Below are 16,695 nucleotides of genomic sequence, written 5' to 3'. Positions count from 1 at the left end.
GATCTGCGGAGTGGTTCACCGCCCCCGGTGCAGCGTCTGCAGCAGATAGTCACCGTACCCGGATTTCCGCAGCTTTTCCGCCCGTTCCGCGAGTTCCACGTCACTCAGGTACCCCATCCGCCAGGCGACCTCCTCGGGACATCCGATCTTCAGCCCCTGCCGCTGTTCAATGGTGCGCACGAAATCACCGGCAGCCATGAGCAGGTCAACCGTCCCGGTATCGAGCCACGCCGTGCCCCGGGGCAGCACCTGGACCTGCAGACGCCCCTGCTCCAGGTATGCGGAGTTGATGTCGGTGATCTCCAACTCACCCCGTGCACTCGGTGTCAGACCACGGGCGATGTCGACCACCTCGTTGTCGTAGAAATAGAGGCCTGGGACCGCATAATGGGACTTCGGTTCGGCCGGTTTCTCCTCCAATGCAAGCGCACGACCGGAATCATCGAACTCGACCACCCCGTAGGCGGAGGGATCCGCCACCCAGTACGCGAAAATCGCGCCTCCCTCCGGCCGTGTGAACCGGCGGAGTTGGGTACCCAGCCCCGCACCGTAGAAGATGTTGTCCCCGAGAATCAGCGCTACCGAGTCATCACCGATATGCTCCGCCCCCAGGATGAACGCTTCAGCCAATCCATTCGGTTCGGACTGCGTGATAAAGCTCAACCGGATCCCGAACTGGCTACCGTCGCCGAGTAACCGCTCGAACTGGGGCAGGTCGGCGGGTGTCGTGATGATCAGGATGTCATCGATACCCGCGAGCATCAGCGTCGACAGCGGATAGTAGATCATCGGTTTGTCATAGACAGGAACGAGCTGCTTGCTCACCCCGAGTGTGATCGGGTGCAGGCGCGACCCGGTGCCACCGGCGAGGATGATGCCCTTCACAGTCCGGCGTCCTCATTTGCCAGCGCCCAGCCGTTCTTCAGCTCGGACTCGAATGCGAGGCAATCACCGAGATCCGGGAGAATCCCGGCGGCACGAGCAGCGGCCAGCGAGAGGGCGGCCGCATCCTTGTCGGACACGATCCGCTCCCCTTCAGCCACCGGCCACCCGATCCCGAGTTCCGGATCGAAGGGATCGATACCGTGCTCGGCATCCGGGTTGTATCCGGAGGAGGTCAGGTACACGACGGTCGCTTCGGTGATGGCGGCGAACCCGTGGGCGAACCCCACGGGGATATAGAGGCAGCGCCGATTCTCGTCGTCGAGTTCGACGGCCACGTGTCGGCCGAAGGTGTCCGATCCGACCCGGATATCCACCACCACGTCGAGGACCCGTCCGTGTACACAGGTCACCCACTTCGCCTGACCAGGCGGAACGTCCGCGAAATGCAGTCCCCGCACCACACCAGGCCGGGAGACACTCAGGTTCGCCTGCTGCAGATCGAGCGGGTACCCGGTGTGTTCCTCGAATCGGGCGGCGGAAAACCACTCATGGAAACTCCCCCGCGCATCAGGGAAAACTCGGGGATCATCGACGAGAATCTCGGGCAGGTCCGGGTGCGGTTGAGGCATGCCACCAGTCTATCCGCGCGCACGGGCGCTAGCCGATGACCGCCTCGGTTTCCGCGTAGTTCGCCTCCGCGGCGGCGCGCGCCTCCCGCCACCACTCGGGGTTGTCCCGGTACCAGTCGACGGTCTGTTCAAGCCCGGCCCGGAAATCGGTGTAGCGGGGTTTCCACCCCAGAGCAGTCGTCGAGGCAGCGTCGATCGCGTAACGACGATCATGCCCCGGACGGTCGGTCACATGCACGAAGTCATCGCGGTCACGACCGAAGATCTCCAGTAGATCCCCCACAACCTCGCGGTTCGACCGCTCCCCGTCCGCACCGATGAGATAGGTCCGCCCGACCTCTCCTCGCTCGATGACCGCCCAGACAGCATCATTGTGATCGTCGACGTGGATCCAGTCCCGGACATTGTCGCCCGTCCCGTAGAGCCGAGGTGTTCCGCCCTCCAGCAGTGTGGTGATCTGCCGGGGAATAAACTTCTCCGGGTGCTGCCTCGGCCCGTAGTTGTTGGAGCAGTTGCTGATCGTCGCCCTAAGCCCCGCGGAGCGGACGTAAGCGCGGACGAAGTGATCACTCGCTGCCTTCGACGCCGAGTACGGGCTCGATGGATTGTAGGGGGTTTCCGGAGTAAACCGGGCCGGGTCGTCCAGCGCCAGATCCCCGAACACCTCGTCGGTGGAGATGTGGTGGAACCGTACCCCGTGTCGGGCCGCAGCCTCCACGAGCGTGACGGTGCCCTCCACATTGGTACGGACGAAGGCGAAGGGGTCACGCAGCGAGTTGTCGTTGTGGCTTTCGGCGGCGAAATGCACCACCAGATCCGTTTCCGCGACGAGGTCATCGACAAGGTCCGCCGCGCGGATGTCCTCCTTCAACAGCGCGAACCGCGCGGGATCCAGTCCAGTGAGATTCGCGGGATTGGCGGCATAGGTCATCGCGTCCAGGACAGTGACACTGGCATCGGGGCGCTTGTCCAGGGTACTGCGAACAAAATTCGAGCCGATGAAACCGGCTCCACCGGTGACGAGGATTCTCATGCAGCCGATTCTACGGGGCGGAATCCCCCGCACGGCCTGCTCAGTGACCTGCCGCCACGAACCCCGCCATGATGAGAAGCAGGAGCCCACCGACCGCCTGTATCCACACCAATCCGTTCTTCGCCCCCGTCAACCAACCTCGCACCCGGGCCGCGGTCTCCACCCACGCGGCGTCGATAAGCACCCCGACGACCATGGGTACCAGACTCAGGATGATCAGTCCGGGCAGCGGATCCGCCCCCACCGGAAGATAGCCGGGGACGATCGTCCCGAACATGATGATCCCCTTCGGATTCGACGCACCGACGAACAGACCCGAGACGAACGCCGCCTTCACTCCGGTATCCCCGTCCGCGACCTCCGGGATGTCGAGGCTTACGGTGTCCCGGTGCAGCCGCCACGCGGAACGCAGGTAGACGATACCCAGACCACCGAGCACCACCACGGCCAACCACCGCAGAATGGTCAGGAAGCCCGTTGCCGTCGCGGCAATCGTTCCCACCGCCATCAGAACGATGACACCCGTGAACGCGATACCGAGACAGTTACCCGCCACCCCCGCCATCGCGGGACGTCGCCCCACCGCGAGTGCCTGCCCCACGAGAAACAGGACGCTGGGCCCCGGAACTGCGATGAGAACACCGGAGATCAGGCCCAGGGCAAGGACAGCGGAAAGCACGGTGGATCACTCCGGAGTGAGGTAGGACGTCTGATTGATTACGCGAGAACCCTACAGCACCGGCGCCACAGAGGCTCACGGGCACCCGGTTGTCGACACCTGCCCTATGTTTCTCCGGTCTCGATGATTTTTCGTGGAATCCCACCCCTGGGGCTCCACGCCGGAGCCCCACCTCCGGTCAGACACACAGAAGACCCTCCCCGCAAACGGGGAGGGTCCATGCACCCGGTGGGAGAGTCAGTTGGGGAGACCCGCATAGGAGTGCAGGCCGGTGGTCACCAGATTGATGAAGAACAGGTTGAACACCATCGCCGTGAGACCCGCGATGTTGATCCAGGGCGCCGCCTTGCGCCAGCTCGGTGTCGAGCGGGCGTGGAGGTACGCGGCGTAGAGAATCCAGGTGACGAAGGACATCGTCTCCTTGGGATCCCACCCCCAGAAACGGCCCCACGCGGATTCCGCCCAGAGGGCACCGAGGATCACGCCGAGACCGAAAACAGGCACCGCCCAGGCTGCGGTACGGTAGGCGATCCGGTCCAGCGTGTCGGCACCCGGAAGCGGCCGGAGTATTTCTCCGATCCTGCCGCGCTCCTCGCCCTTCGGCTGGACCTGGCGAAAGAGGTAGAGCAGCGACGCCACCCCGGAAAGCATGCAGATTCCGGCGCCGAAGGAGACGATCGAGACATGGATCGGCAGCCAGAACGACCGGAGTGCAGGGACCACCGGCGCAGAGGCGACATGCAATTTCGTGCCACCGTAGAACATGAGGATGAGCACCGGCACGAGAAGCCATGGCCACATGGCGCGTAGGTCTTTCCGCTGGATGACGACTGCTGCGATGGCCATGGTGAGGAAGGTGACCAGTGAAATGTACTCGTAGAGGTTGCCCCAGGGGAACCGACCGGCGGACAGGCCACGCAGTACAATCGATGCCCCCTGCAGGATGAGGCCGAGCCACAGCAACGACTGCACCATGCCCCCGAGCTTCTCGACACTACGCGCCGATGTCCGTCCAGTCTCCGCCTTTTGAGAGGACGCGGAGATGGTTCCATTCCCGGGTACACCGACGAGTTCCCGCTCACGGATACCTGTCATCGTGGTGGACGACACCTGGTTGGACCGGCGAATGTAGTAGACGAGTGCGAGAACGAGTCCGAGGACATAGATCGCGAACGCGGTCCGGTATGACAGATCGGAGAAATATGCCAGATTGCTGTTGACGGGCATCAAGTCCAACTCTCGGTTACGGGGTTCTCGCCGGGCCAAGGGGCCACGGATGTTCAAAAGGCCAGCTTACGCTACCTCATCGGGGTGATTCCACCCGGCAATTCAGGTCGGGTCCTGCTCATCTTCCCCCTCATCGAGATCCTCCGGCAGACCCAGAAGACGACGGTGGAAACGTCCGTGTTCCTCGCCCCATCCGGCACTGTCCGTGCGGGATAACCCCGCCGTCTCAACGAAGGTAATACCTTCCTCAGTGGCACGCACCCGGACCCAAATACGTCGACGCTTCACCGCGAGAGAGAGGATGAGCCCTCCGAGCATCGCGACGGCGCTGACGAGAACCCACCGTTGGGTGGGGTCATGACTGATCTGTAAGTTAACAAACTCGTGCGCGCCATCGAACGTCACCTTCGTGCCATCGTCCAGAGTCACCGATTCGCCCCGCAGAAGATTGACGCGTTCAATCTTCTGCAGAGCACCGTTGTGAATCTGGCCGGAATCGAGACTGAAGATGCTCTGCCCGCGTCCCGCGTCGAGACCTGTGTCACCACGGTAGATGTCGATAGCCACCGCCGGATCCCGCATAGCCGGGAACGCTGAACTCAACAGCTCATTGTTTTCCCCGGTGAACTCCGCAGTAGGGGCGAACAACCCCTGGATACCAATCTGGTTCTGCCGCCGCTCGAACAGATCCGGATACATGCCAGCCGGCGGATCGAACCGCATCGCCCCAGAAGACAGAAAGTAGGTGAGATCGTCGGGACGGAACTGCACGGTCTGCGAGCGGGACTCACCGTTGGGCCAGGTGACCGTGATCTGTGGGGCGAATCCATGTCCCTGGAGATAGATCCGGTCACCCTCGATCCTCAGCGGATGGTTCACCTTAAGGGTATACGGGTGCCACGCTGAGGGATCGGTGAAGATGTCGTCGCCCTTCGCCCACCGGACATTGGAGGTAAACATCTCAGCTTGCCCGTTCGGCAGATAATCCGCGGTGAAATCCTCGACCTCGACGCAGAATGGTGAGAGGTCGGTGCCATCGACCAGAGTCCCCCACCTGTAGGAGTCGTAGTTCGCGAAAGCCGTGTTACAGAACTGCGGGTTCTCTCCATCAGCGACGACGATCACCTGTCCCTCGTAATACACCAATCTGCCGAGACCGATCGTGAAGAGAATGCCCACCAGACCCAGGTGAAACACGAGATTGCCGAACTCACGCGCGTACCCGCGTTCCGCCGACAACGAGCGTGCCCCAGCACGATCCTCATCCGCGGTATATTCCGCAACACGCCACCCCCCAAGCAGACCACGAGCCTCCGCGAGAACCTCATCCGGGGTTTTCGGCACCTCACCGGAATCGTGCAACGGTAGCCGTGAGAGATTACGCGGGGTACGTACCGGCCGACTGCGCATGGACCGGTAGTGCTCGAAAGAACGGGGAAGGATACAGCCGATCAGGGAGATGAACAGCAGGACATAGATCGCGGTGTACCAACTAGAACTGAACACATCGAACAGTTCGAGCCGATCATAGATCTGCGCGACCCTGCCATTCGCCGCGATATAGTCCATGACCGTCTGTTCGTTGAGCTGCCGTTGCGGCAGAAGGGCTCCCGGAATCGCACCGAGGGCGAGGAGGAAAAGCAACGCGAGGGCGGTGCGCATGCTGGTGAGCCAGCGCCATGCCTTCAGCGGATACCTGGAGAGGGTGGTCAACATCGTCGGGGTCTTCGTCCTCCAACAGGAAACAGGGGCCGGGGTGGCTGCGCCCCGGATTGAGTCATCGACGTGTCAATCTACCAGCCGTCACACCCGGAACCTCATTCGCGAATCTGAAGGGCGGCTCCGCCATCGGTTGTGTCGTCCGGCTCCACGGAACGCCGTATTTCCCGCCGTGTCGACGTGTTCCCCTAGATCAGCACCCCACCGTATTCCACGGTCCACTGTCGAACCCAGTTGATGAAGTGTGCCCACTGTCCGCTCACCAGAGCGAGACCGACGAGTATGAGAGTCACTCCCCCAATGATCTGGATGGCCCGGGAGTGCTTCCGTAACCAGCCGACCCCACGCATCGCGGATGCCGAGCCAAGGGCCACGAGAAGGAACGGAAGCCCCAGACCGAGACAGTAGAAGATGATCAGCACGACTCCTCTGGCCGCCGTCATTCCCTCGGTTCCTGCCGAAACGGAGATGATCGCAGCGAGCGTCGGACCGAGACACGGGGTCCACCCGAGAGCGAACACACCACCCAGTAGTGGGGCCCCCACCCAGGTTGACCACTGACGCGGATGGAGACGGTGCTCGGACTGTAGTGGCCGGATGAAACCGAGGAACGCGATACCCATGACGACGGTGACCACACCCCCGACACGTTGCAGCAGTTCAGCATTCAGGGTGAGTGCCTGTATCGCCCCGAACACGGTAGCCGTGGCCAGGACGAAGATCACGGTGAATCCGAGGACGAAGAGGAGGGCCGCGCCCGCGACGCGCCACCGCCCGCGCTTCGCGACGCGGGGCCCGGTGTCCGACGAGTACTCCATCTCACCACCGACCACCCCGGCGAGATAGGACATGTAGCCGGGGACGAGCGGAATCACACAGGGGCTGGCGAAGGACACCAATCCGGCGAGCGCCGCAGCGAGCAGACCGAGTAACAGCGGACCGGAAACGGCGGCTTCGGCAAACCGGGACCCGAATCCGGAATCGGCGAGCAGGATGAAGTCGCCCGTCACCGCGATTCCTCCAAGAGGGGTTCGGTGACAGCGAGGATGTCGTCGGCGGTGATCTCCCGGAGAAACACCGCTGCCGGGCGGTGCTGCCGGTCGAGGACGATGGTGGTGGGTACCACTGATGCGGGCACTCCGCCGAGAGCCGCCGCAGTCTTGAACGGCGGGTCATAGATAGAAGGGTAGGTCAGCCCGTTATCCTCCATGAAGTCTCGGGAAATCTCCGGAGTATAGTCCCGGACGTTGATACCGAGAACCGTGCCACCGCGGCCCTCGATGGTTTCCTGCACGAGCTGGAGGTCATCGGACTCCGTCCTGCACGGGCCGCACCACTGACCCCAGGCGTTGAGTACCACGACCTGCCCCTCATAGTCCGCCAGGTCAATGGTTTTCCCCGGTTCCTGGAGAGACTCACCGGAAAACGGGGTGACGGGTCGTCGTTCATCTTCCGGATAGGTGATCTCACGCGCACCACCGGGCGACGCGAACTGGAATGTCGCCGCCTTCTGAGCTGGGGTGTCTCCATCACCGGACGATGAGCATCCGGCGAGCAGGATCGCCACGGCAGCTAGAACGGCAGGGACAGAACGGGGGTGGCGGTGCATCACTAGATCTCCTGCGCGGGTTCCGTGTAGTAGATGTCGCTGATTTCGTCCCCCTGAAATACGAGGGAAGTGACGGAGGCGAGGTTGCACTGACGGGAGAGATGAGCGAGCGGTAGCCCCTGTACGGTGCGCTGGACGCAGACAACGGGCAGTTGATGGCTGATCAGAATCGCCTCGTGTCCCTCCGCGTCACGACGAGCCCGTTCAACAGCCCCCATCATGCGCTCGGCGATCTCGGTGTAGGGCTCTCCCCAGCTCGGTGCCCAGGGACGGGCCAGCAACGGCCAACGGGTCGGATTCCACAGTTGGGACCGCCAGCCTTTCGTACGCAGTCCCTCGAACCGGTTCCCCGCCTCGAGCAGCGCATCATCGGTGTCGATGTCGCAGCCGGTGATCCCGGAGATTGGCTCTGCAGTCTCCTGAGCCCGTTGCATCGGCGATGCACGCAACACGGTGACATCGTGCCCCGCGAAACTCGCCGCCGTGCATGCGGCCTGACTCCGGCCCCGACTCGAGAGCCGGTATCCGGGGATCCTTCCGTAAAGGATGCGTTCGGGATTGAATACTTCGCCGTGCCGGACGAGATGGACAATCGTGGTGCTCATGGGGCGCTTTCGGTCGTGGTGTGGAGGCTTGGACTGGGTCAGGCTTTAGCCGCGGCCGCGGCCTTCGCCGCTGGAACGAGGGCGGCCTCTATGCGGGCGAAGTCATCGTCCGTGAGCGCAGATGAGACGAACCAGGTCTCGAACACCGACGGGGAGACGAACACCCCGTTGTCCAGCAGCGCGTGGAAGAACGGTGGGAAGCGGAAGGTATCGGCCGCCTGCATGTCCGCGAAATTCCGGCCCTCTCCATCAGCGAAACGGACGGAGAGCATGTTCGAGGCACGCTGAATGTGGTGCGCCACCCCCTCGCGGGTCAGTGCCTCGGACACGAGGGCGTCGAGCCGGTCGGCGTTGGCGTTCACCGTGTTGTAGACCTCCGGGGTCGCCAGCCGCAGTGACGCCATCCCCGCGGCCACGGCGACGGGGTTCCCGGAGAGTGTGCCCGCCTGGTAGACGGATCCGCCGGGAGCGAGGTGTTCCATGATGTCGCCCCGCCCACCGAAAGCAGCCGCGGGCAGGCCTCCGGAGATGACCTTTCCGAAGGTCGTGAGATCCCCGGCGACCCCGTCGACGCCGTACCAACCGGAGTAGGAGGTACGGAACCCGGTCATCACTTCATCGATGATCAGGAGCGCACCGTTGTCGTGGGCGATCTCCTTCAGTGCCGCGTTAAAACCGGGCACCGGGGCGACGGTACCCATATTTCCGGCGGCAGCTTCGGTGATGATGCAGGCGATCTCACCGTCGTTCTCGGCGAAGGCGGCACGCACGGCGTCAAGGTCGTTGTAGGGCACGACGATCGTGTCCTGAGCGGTCGCCCCGGTGACTCCGGGCGAGTCCGGGAGGGAGTACGTGGCAACCCCGGAGCCTGCGGAGACCAGCAGCGCGTCGACGTGTCCGTGGTAGCAGCCGGCGAACTTCAGCACCTTCGCCCTCCCGGTGTATCCGCGCGCCAGGCGGACGGCCGACATGGTGGCCTCGGTGCCGGAGTTGACCAACCGAACCTCATCGACACTGGTGCGCTCGACGACGAGCTCGGCGAGTTCGACCTCGGTGGTGGTGGGGGCGCCGTAGCTCAGGCCCCGCGTGGCGGCATCCTGCACGGCGGCGACGATCTCCGGGTGCGCGTGCCCCATGAGCATCGGACCCCAGGAACAGAACAGGTCGACGTAGTCGTTACCGTCAACGTCCGTGAGATGACTGCCCTTCGCCGAAGCAATGAAACGGCTCTGCCCGCCGACCGAACCGAAGGCCCGGACCGGCGAGTTTACTCCACCCGGGGTGAGTGCACGGGCGCGCTCGAACCAGCGTGCAGAGCCGTCGGTGTTCTGGGACGTCGGAAAGCGTGAAGTCATGGGGCCATTGTAGGCGGTGCCGACGCGGGTACCACGTCCTGTGCGGCACCTCGGGCGGCAGCACGCCATTCCGTACCGGAGAACTTGGTTCTTGGCGCCCAACGCCATGAGCGGTAGCACCATCGGTAACATGACCGGTTCCACTGCCCACCTTCGTGTGGGAGCCCAGGGCCGGTCCTTGTTTTTCACCGATCCCGGTGACGATGTGCCCGTGAGCACACGAGCTAACTGGCTTCGACGAGTCTCCGCGCCGCTGCCCGGGCTCCGGCGATGATCGCCGGGACACCCACACCGTCGACCCAGGCCCCGGACACCGCAACGGTCGGAATTTCGTCGAGCGCCGCTCGCACGGTGGCGACGGTGGCGAGATGGGTGTCGGAGAACCGGGGTAGCCCACCCCACCAGTACTGGGTGTAGATCTCGGAGAGACCAGCAGCGCGCCCGTCGAATCCGGTGATTTTCTGCAGGTCGTCGAGGGCGTGATCGACGAGTTCGTCCTCATCGATCTTCAGCATGGAATCGTCACCGAAGGTGCCGAAGGAGGCGCGCACGAAGGCCCCTCCCCGTTCACCGATGTGCGGCCACTTCTTCGACGAGAAGGTGAACGCCTTGGCGTGCATGCCGGGTTCGTCGGCGGCGATGAGCACCCCGGAATGGTCCGGTAGTCCGTCTGCGGAATCGAAACGCATGCCGACGACGACGGATGAGGACAGTTTCACATCCCGTGCTGCGGTCGCGGCGGCCGGGGCGACCCCACGCAGGAGGACGGCGGCAGTGGGAGCGGGCACGGCGACGAGAACCCGGTCGTAGACCGTGTCACCGGCGCCGGTGACACGGTATTTCCCCGAATCAGGCACAATCCCGGAGACAAAGGTGTCCAGGTGGATGTCCGCCCCGGACTGTTCCGCGAGTTCCTCGTAGAGTTCCTCGTACCCGCCACGGAACGCACCGAACACGGGAGTCTTTTCCGGGGTGAGTTTCTCCTTCGGGGTGAGGGTCTTGCGGGCCTGTTTCTTCTCGTCGAGGTTCTTCAGGGCCCGACTCAGGGTGACGGACTCCCCTGCCTCGGCGAGGGCGTCGAGTTCCGCGGCGAGCTGCGGAACCGTGGCGCGCAGACCGAGTTCATCCGCGGGGCAGGAATACACGCCGCCGAGCAGTGCCGAAACAACGTGATCGACGACGTCATTCCCGAAGCGCTCACGCACCAAGCTGCCGACGCTCGTGTCTCCCCCGACCGTCCAGTCGATGCCCGGCGCGTCCCCCTCGGCGTCGATACGCGCCCGGGTGTCCTCTCCGATGAGGTCCCCGAGGGCTGCCGAGACCGAAGGAATTCCCATCACGGTGTCGTGCGGGAGTGGGTGCAGCCGCCCGCCGGAGTAGATCATCGAGGTGTGCGGCCCGGGGTGCACGATGCGGTCAGCGAGTCCGAGTTCGGTGAAGAAATCGGTGGCGTCCGCGCGGAATGCGAGGTATGCCTCTGCACCCATGTCCGTCGGGCCCGCATCAAAAGCAACGGTGTGCAGTTTGCCGCCGATGCGATCGGTGGCCTCGAACACGTCAATGTGTGCGTCCGGGGCGAGGGTACGGATCTCGCGGGCGGCGGTGAGGCCGGCGAGACCGGCCCCGATGATGGCGTACGAGGTGCTCACGGGTTAAACAGTGCTCCTGTGGGAAGAGTGCGTGATAGCGGACGGGCGTGGTCCCCGACCAAGCCTAGTACCCCGACACGCACCGGTTCCCGCGGGTCCAGGTGGGGAATGTAAGTTCTACCCGGCGTGGATCGCGGCAACGGCGGCGGTGATCGCCTCGGGGTTGGTGTCGGGAAGCACACCGTGGCCGAGATTGAAGATGTGGCCGGTAGCGTCGCCCGCGGCGATCGCGGCGGCAGCCTCCCCGCGGATGCGGGCGATCTCCTGTTCGACGACCGTCTCTCCGGCAAACAGGAGAGCGGGGTCGAGGTTGCCCTGGAGAACCTTCGGTCCGCTGGTGGCACGGACCCGGCGGGCCGCCTTGTCGAGGGGCACGCGCCAGTCCACGCCCATGACCTCACTGCCGGCCTCCGCCATGGAGCCGAGAAGCTCGCCGGTGGTCACACCAAAGTGGATGCGCGGGATCTCGCCAGCGATGCTCGCCAGTATTTCGGTGGAGTACGGCAGCACATGGTCGCGGTAGTCGCGTTCGGTGAGGAATCCTGCCCAGGAGTCGAACAACTGCATGGCGTCGATTCCCGCGGTGACCTGGGTGCGGAGGAAGGCGGTGACGGTGGGGACGATGCGGCGCATGAGCGCGTGCCAGGTGTCAGGGTCGGCGTGCATCATCGACTTGGTCACCTGGTGGTTCTTGCTGGGCCCGCCCTCGACGAGATAGCTGGCTAGGGTGAACGGGGCGCCGACGAACCCGATCAGTGCCTGGGTGTCGGTCAGCTCGTCAAGAATGAGATCGATGCCGGCGGCGACGGGTTCGATCTCGTGATCGAGGATCGGGAGGGCGTCAACGTCGGCTCGGCTGCGGATCGGGGAGGCAACCACGGGGCCACGACCGGGGACGATCTCGACGTCGACACCGGCCGCTTTGAGAGGGACGACGATATCGGAGAAGAGGATCGCCGCATCCACGTCGTGCCTGCGGACGGGTTGCATGGTGATCTCGGCGAGCAAGTCAGGCATGAAACAGGAATCCAGCATCGCGATACCCTCGCGGACCTTCCGGTACTCCGGGAGGGAGCGCCCGGCCTGCCGCATGAACCACACCGGCGGGCGGGAAGGGGTCCGGCCTGCTGCGGCGTCAAGGAGGGGAGCGTTGTCGAGCGAGCGGCGGGCCGCCGGTGTGGATGCTGTCATGACTCCCATCCTGCCTGACACCCAGACCGTAAAGCCAGATCACCGGCGCGACGGAGCGAGACCTCTCTCACACTCCTCCTCTGAAGCACACCTTCACGTCCTGTGGAGAGTTTAAATAGTGACGTCACCTTTCTTTCCCCCAACAGAGGACACAGGCATGAGCGACCATCATCCGACAACACTGACTGACGCTGAGATCTTCGCGGCGCACGAGGGCGGCAAGATCGGAACCTCGTCCCGCAGACCCTTGGACAGCGTCCACGACCTGTCCATCGCCTACACTCCTGGCGTCGCGCGGGTGTGCGAGGCGATCCGGGAGGACCCCGCACTCGCACACGACTACACCTGGGCGGGCCGCAACGTCGCGGTGATCTCCGACGGGAGCGCCGTCCTGGGGTTAGGCGACATCGGGGCGAAGGCAGCACTGCCTGTCATGGAGGGCAAAGCTCAACTGTTCGGCCGTTTCGCCGGCCTCAACGCTATTCCGGTGGTCTTGGACACCACCGACGTCGATGAACTGTTCAGGACGATCGTGGCACTGGCTCCGTCATTCGGGGCAATCAACCTGGAAGACATCTCCGCGCCCCGGTGCTTCGAGTTGGAACGGCGACTTATCGATGCCCTCGACATTCCGGTCATGCATGACGACCAGCACGGTACAGCCATCGTGATCACCGCGGCACTGCGCAACGCGTGCACTCTCCTGCACCGGAAGCTCGGTGACCTGAAGGTCGTGATCTCGGGCGCGGGTGCAGCCGGGGTCGCGTGCGCGAAGATGCTCGTCCACGCCGGGGTACGGGACGTCGTGATGCTCGACTCGCGGGGCATCATCCACCCGGACCGTACACCCCTGAATTCCGTGAAGCAGGAACTCGCGCGTATCACCAACCCGCGCCGCGTCATGGGTGGTGTTGCCGAGGCTCTCGCCGGTGCGGACACATTCATCGGATTGTCCAGGGGGCACATTCGCGAGGAGGAACTGAAACTCATGGCCTCGGATCCGATTCTGTTCTCCCTGGCGAACCCGGATCCGGAAATCGCCCCGGATCTGGCCCGCCGCTACGGGGCTGTTGTGGCGACCGGGCGGAGTGACCTTCCGAATCAGATCAACAACGTGCTCGCTTTCCCCGGTATCTTCCAGGGCGCTCTGGCGGCCCGGGCGACCGCCATCACCCCGGCGATGAAACTCGCGGCGTCACGGGCAATCGCGGCGATCGCGGCAGAGAACCTCGATGCGGACTACATCGTCCCTTCGCCTCTCGACGCCCGCGTGGCACCAGCGGTGAGTACCGCGGTACAGGCCGCTGCGTTGGTGGAGAACTGATTCCAGGGCGCTCGGCCCGTCGTCGGGTCCGGTCAGAATTTCCGGACCCGCTGCGAGCGGTACTCGATGATCAGGGACGAGGCGACCATGAGCACGGTCGCCGCCATCGGAGGCAGAACACCTGCCGCTGCCGCAGCCATCGCGATACCGTTGTAGGCCCAGGCGAGGATGATGTTCCGGTCCGCGAGCGCCGAAACTCGCCGGGATAGGACGATCATCTCGGGAACCGTCTCGACATCGTCACGCAACAGCACGACATCCGCTTCCTCATGGTCAAGGTCATCTGCAGATCCCATCAGGACACCGATGTCCGCGACGCGGAGACAGCCTAGGACGGATGAGTCACCGATCATCGCGACGGTCTCACCACGGGCGTGTACGCTCCGCACCGCGATGTCCTTCTTGCCGGGGGAGATACCCGCGAGAACCTTCGAGATGCCGAGGTTGTCGGCGAAACGCCGGGCGACAGGATAGGTGTCACGGGTGAGCATCACCGTCTCCAGGCCAAGGTTCTCCAGCTCCGCGATCGCATCGATCGCGTCCTCCTTGACCTTGTCATAGAGGGTTATCACTCCACGGGCTTTTCCCTTCCAGCTCACAACGAGCGGGGTACCGCCGGAAACCGAGGCCGTCGCGAGACGACCATCGAGTTCCGAGAGGTCACGCGGACGCCAGAGCATCGCTTCAACGGTGCGAATCTCCAGATTTCCGTCAGAGTCCGGCAGCGGAATATCGACCTGCCCGGAGAAATTTCCGCCCTCCGTGATCCGGACGTGGTTGACCTCGATCCAGTGCGGGATCTCATCACCACCAGCGCCGGAATCACGAGCCTCCCGTGCCGCCCGGACGAGGGCCTTGGAGACGGGATGATCGCTCTCCATGGCGAGGGCACCGGCGACGCGGAGCACGAGCTCCGGATTCTCACCGGCCTCCGTGGTGATGGTCTCCAATCCCATTTCGCCCTTCGCCAGGGTTCCCACCCGGTTGAAGATGACGGTGGTGACTTCGTCGAGTTCCCGCATGGTTTCCGCATTGCGCATCAATACCCCACGTCGCGCGGAGGTCTCGATTCCGAGGCGCATCGCGATCGGTGTCGATAACGCCAGCCCCACCGGCCCGACACAGGCGAGAATGGCAAGGCCCGTGGCGAACGCTGCATTCAGGTTTCCGCTGATCAACCACCACAGCACGAAGTCGAGGGTAGCCAGACTGAGGGCCCACGGTACGAGAAGGGACGCCGAACGGGTGGCCAACTGGGCAGACCTGTTCTGGTACTGCGACGCCTCAGCGATCCACCTGTGCATGCTGGCCAACCGGGTACGGGAGCCGGTGCGCTGCACACGGATCTTCAGGGGCGCTCCGAGATTCACGCCACCCGCGTAGACGTCACTGTTGACCTTGACGTCGAGGGTCTGCCTGCCGCCACCGATGAGACCGGGAACGATCGTCGACGCGCCACCGATGACCTTCCCATCGGAGGGGATGACCTCTCCGGCTGGAACAATGATGTCGTCTCCGACGCGGATCTCCTGCAGAGGGATCTTCTTCTTCACCGGTTTACCGCTGCGTGTGTTCTTCCGTACGACAGTCACCTCGGACACCGCGGACTCGATGTCCTGTCCCTCCTCGTCGAGAAGAGAGTTCCGGCCCGACCGGGTGGCGAGGCGACCCACGAGGAGTAGAACGGTCGATCCGCAGGCCACATCGAGAAAGAGTTCCCCGGAGGAGAAGATCGAGTGGTTCACGGCGAGCCATTCAGGTGCGGAGGTCCACCCCACGTCGCCGGCCTTCGTGAAGGTCAGTATCATCACCGACCACAGATATGCGGAGAGGATCGCTGCGGAACTCGCTGCATCGAGAGCCGACATGCCTCGCCGGAGGCCCCCGACCATCGCGCGGTGGAACGGCCACGCACCCCAGAGGACAACAGGGGTCGCGAGCGCGAGGCAGGTCCACTGCCAGTAGTCGAACTGCAGATCCCGTACATAGTTCATCACGAGAACCGGAATGGCCAGCAGCAGGCTGATCAGGAATCGGAGGGGGGTGATCAACGCACGGGCGGTGAACAGGACATCGGTCGGTTCCGCTTCGCGGGGAAGAGTGCGCACATCGGAGCGCAGCCTCCCTCTGTCCCGACACGCCTGCTCCTCCTCCCGGGAGTGTCTCTGTCCCGGACGCCGCCCCAGTCCCCGGATCGACAGCCCCGACCGTGAGTGCCGGTGCTGGGCCAACCGTTTACGACGGTTGGCGATCTCAAGACGCTCCGCACGCCGCCGCAGGGATGAACGGGTCAGGTACGCCTTGACCCCGACCTCCGCGAGCTTTTCGATGAGATCTTCGGGGTTGACGTCGTCGGGGACCGTGACCCACGCCGTCGACGTCGGATAGATCACACTCGCACGAACACCGTCGATATTGTTCAGGGCACGTTGGATCTCGGTGACGTGCACCGCAGACTTCACCCCCTCCAGCTCAAGGGCGAAAGACGTCCAACCACCACCTGAGCGGCGAGCCAGGCGCAGGTGGAGCGACTCCTCGTCAGTACGATTACCCAGACCCGCCTTGTCTGCGGCTTTCCTGGCCTCGGTGATCGCCGCCTCAACCTGGCGTTCCGCCGCTCTCAGGTCTTTCGGAGTGCTGTCGTGGGTACGTTTCTGGGAAATCGAACCACCGGTGTTCGCGGGGGCATCCTTTTTCGGGGTCACGGTATTTCCTGGTGCTGGTCGGAAGGTGAACATCCCGGTTCCCCGGGAAGCGGGTGTCCTCGATCTTCGAATCTACCCGGAACCG

Annotated in this window: 14 protein-coding genes; 1 reads left to right on the top strand and 13 read right to left on the bottom strand. The window is 63.9% G+C overall.

Features of this window, described 5'->3' with window-relative positions; genetic code table 11:
• Positions 1-15 precede the first annotated feature (15 nt).
• From rfbA to hemE, 12 genes are all read right to left on the bottom strand, one after another.
• Positions 16-885, bottom strand: a complete 870-nt coding sequence (gene rfbA / locus QWU43_RS07030) for a glucose-1-phosphate thymidylyltransferase RfbA (protein WP_370914598.1) — start codon at positions 883-885, stop codon at positions 16-18.
• The gene (gene rfbC, locus QWU43_RS07025) at positions 882-1,514 is read right to left on the bottom strand and encodes a dTDP-4-dehydrorhamnose 3,5-epimerase (RefSeq protein ID WP_370914599.1); all 633 of its coding nucleotides are present in this window, start codon (positions 1,512-1,514) and stop codon (positions 882-884) included. Before rfbC ends, rfbA begins: the two co-directional genes overlap by 4 nt.
• A 28-nt stretch (positions 1,515-1,542) precedes the next feature.
• Positions 1,543-2,547, bottom strand: a complete 1,005-nt coding sequence (gene rfbB / locus QWU43_RS07020) for a dTDP-glucose 4,6-dehydratase (RefSeq protein WP_370917470.1) — start codon at positions 2,545-2,547, stop codon at positions 1,543-1,545.
• Positions 2,548-2,587: 40 nt separating this feature from the next.
• Positions 2,588-3,226, bottom strand: a complete 639-nt coding sequence (locus QWU43_RS07015; RefSeq protein WP_370914601.1) for a LysE family translocator — start codon at positions 3,224-3,226, stop codon at positions 2,588-2,590.
• A 237-nt stretch (positions 3,227-3,463) separates the two neighbouring features.
• Positions 3,464-4,453 (bottom strand): c-type cytochrome biogenesis protein CcsB, encoded by a 990-nt coding sequence (gene ccsB, locus QWU43_RS07010; protein WP_370914602.1) that lies wholly within the window; start codon positions 4,451-4,453, stop codon positions 3,464-3,466.
• Between the two features lie 102 nt (positions 4,454-4,555).
• Positions 4,556-6,169, bottom strand: coding sequence for a cytochrome c biogenesis protein ResB (locus QWU43_RS07005; RefSeq protein WP_370914603.1), 1,614 nt, complete (start codon positions 6,167-6,169; stop codon positions 4,556-4,558).
• A gap of 191 nt (positions 6,170-6,360) precedes the next feature.
• Positions 6,361-7,167, bottom strand: a complete 807-nt coding sequence (locus QWU43_RS07000) for a cytochrome c biogenesis CcdA family protein (RefSeq protein WP_370917631.1) — start codon at positions 7,165-7,167, stop codon at positions 6,361-6,363.
• Positions 7,168-7,178: 11 nt separating this feature from the next.
• The gene (locus tag QWU43_RS06995; RefSeq protein WP_370914604.1) at positions 7,179-7,781 is read right to left on the bottom strand and encodes a redoxin domain-containing protein; all 603 of its coding nucleotides are present in this window, start codon (positions 7,779-7,781) and stop codon (positions 7,179-7,181) included.
• 2 nt (positions 7,782-7,783) lie between these two features.
• On the bottom strand, positions 7,784-8,386 hold the full coding sequence (locus QWU43_RS06990; RefSeq protein ID WP_370914605.1) for a histidine phosphatase family protein: 603 nt from the start codon (positions 8,384-8,386) through the stop codon (positions 7,784-7,786).
• A gap of 38 nt (positions 8,387-8,424) precedes the next feature.
• Positions 8,425-9,741, bottom strand: coding sequence for a glutamate-1-semialdehyde 2,1-aminomutase (gene hemL, locus QWU43_RS06985; RefSeq protein WP_370917469.1), 1,317 nt, complete (start codon positions 9,739-9,741; stop codon positions 8,425-8,427).
• Between the two features lie 224 nt (positions 9,742-9,965).
• On the bottom strand, positions 9,966-11,390 hold the full coding sequence (locus QWU43_RS06980; protein ID WP_370917468.1) for a protoporphyrinogen oxidase: 1,425 nt from the start codon (positions 11,388-11,390) through the stop codon (positions 9,966-9,968).
• Between the two features lie 117 nt (positions 11,391-11,507).
• Positions 11,508-12,581 carry a uroporphyrinogen decarboxylase gene (hemE, locus tag QWU43_RS06975; RefSeq protein WP_370914608.1) on the bottom strand — a complete coding sequence of 358 codons (1,074 nt, stop codon included), beginning with the start codon at positions 12,579-12,581 and terminating at the stop codon, positions 11,508-11,510.
• A 157-nt stretch (positions 12,582-12,738) separates the two neighbouring features.
• Between hemE and QWU43_RS06970 the strand changes: the two genes are divergently transcribed.
• Complete coding sequence (locus QWU43_RS06970) at positions 12,739-13,905, top strand: NADP-dependent malic enzyme (protein ID WP_370917467.1); 1,167 nt, start codon at positions 12,739-12,741, stop codon at positions 13,903-13,905.
• Positions 13,906-13,937: 32 nt separating this feature from the next.
• On the opposite strand, the gene QWU43_RS06965 is transcribed toward QWU43_RS06970, so the two are convergent.
• Positions 13,938-16,529 carry a heavy metal translocating P-type ATPase gene (locus QWU43_RS06965; RefSeq protein ID WP_370917630.1) on the bottom strand — a complete coding sequence of 864 codons (2,592 nt, stop codon included), beginning with the start codon at positions 16,527-16,529 and terminating at the stop codon, positions 13,938-13,940.
• Positions 16,530-16,695 lie beyond the last annotated feature (166 nt).

This window comes from Corynebacterium sp. CCM 9204, from assembly GCF_041357695.1.
In the GTDB taxonomy this organism is placed as follows: Bacteria; Actinomycetota; Actinomycetes; order Mycobacteriales; family Mycobacteriaceae; genus Corynebacterium.
The sequence above is the reverse complement of the archived record's forward strand: the minus strand, read 5'-3'. Positions and strand labels throughout refer to the sequence as shown.

Excerpts from the sequence above, each read along its gene's own strand:
- hemE (WP_370914608.1), bottom strand. The coding sequence starts at position 12,581 with ATGACAGCATCCACACCGGCGGCCCGCCGCTCGCTCGACAACGCTCCC.
- rfbC (WP_370914599.1), bottom strand. The coding sequence starts at position 1,514 with ATGCCTCAACCGCACCCGGACCTGCCCGAGATTCTCGTCGATGATCCC.
- hemL (WP_370917469.1), bottom strand. The coding sequence starts at position 9,741 with ATGACTTCACGCTTTCCGACGTCCCAGAACACCGACGGCTCTGCACGC.
- rfbB (WP_370917470.1), bottom strand. The coding sequence starts at position 2,547 with ATGAGAATCCTCGTCACCGGTGGAGCCGGTTTCATCGGCTCGAATTTT.
- ccsB (WP_370914602.1), bottom strand. The coding sequence starts at position 4,453 with ATGCCCGTCAACAGCAATCTGGCATATTTCTCCGATCTGTCATACCGG.
- QWU43_RS07005 (WP_370914603.1), bottom strand. The coding sequence starts at position 6,169 with ATGTTGACCACCCTCTCCAGGTATCCGCTGAAGGCATGGCGCTGGCTC.
- QWU43_RS06990 (WP_370914605.1), bottom strand. The coding sequence starts at position 8,386 with ATGAGCACCACGATTGTCCATCTCGTCCGGCACGGCGAAGTATTCAAT.
- QWU43_RS06970 (WP_370917467.1), top strand. The coding sequence starts at position 12,739 with ATGAGCGACCATCATCCGACAACACTGACTGACGCTGAGATCTTCGCG.
- QWU43_RS06995 (WP_370914604.1), bottom strand. The coding sequence starts at position 7,781 with ATGCACCGCCACCCCCGTTCTGTCCCTGCCGTTCTAGCTGCCGTGGCG.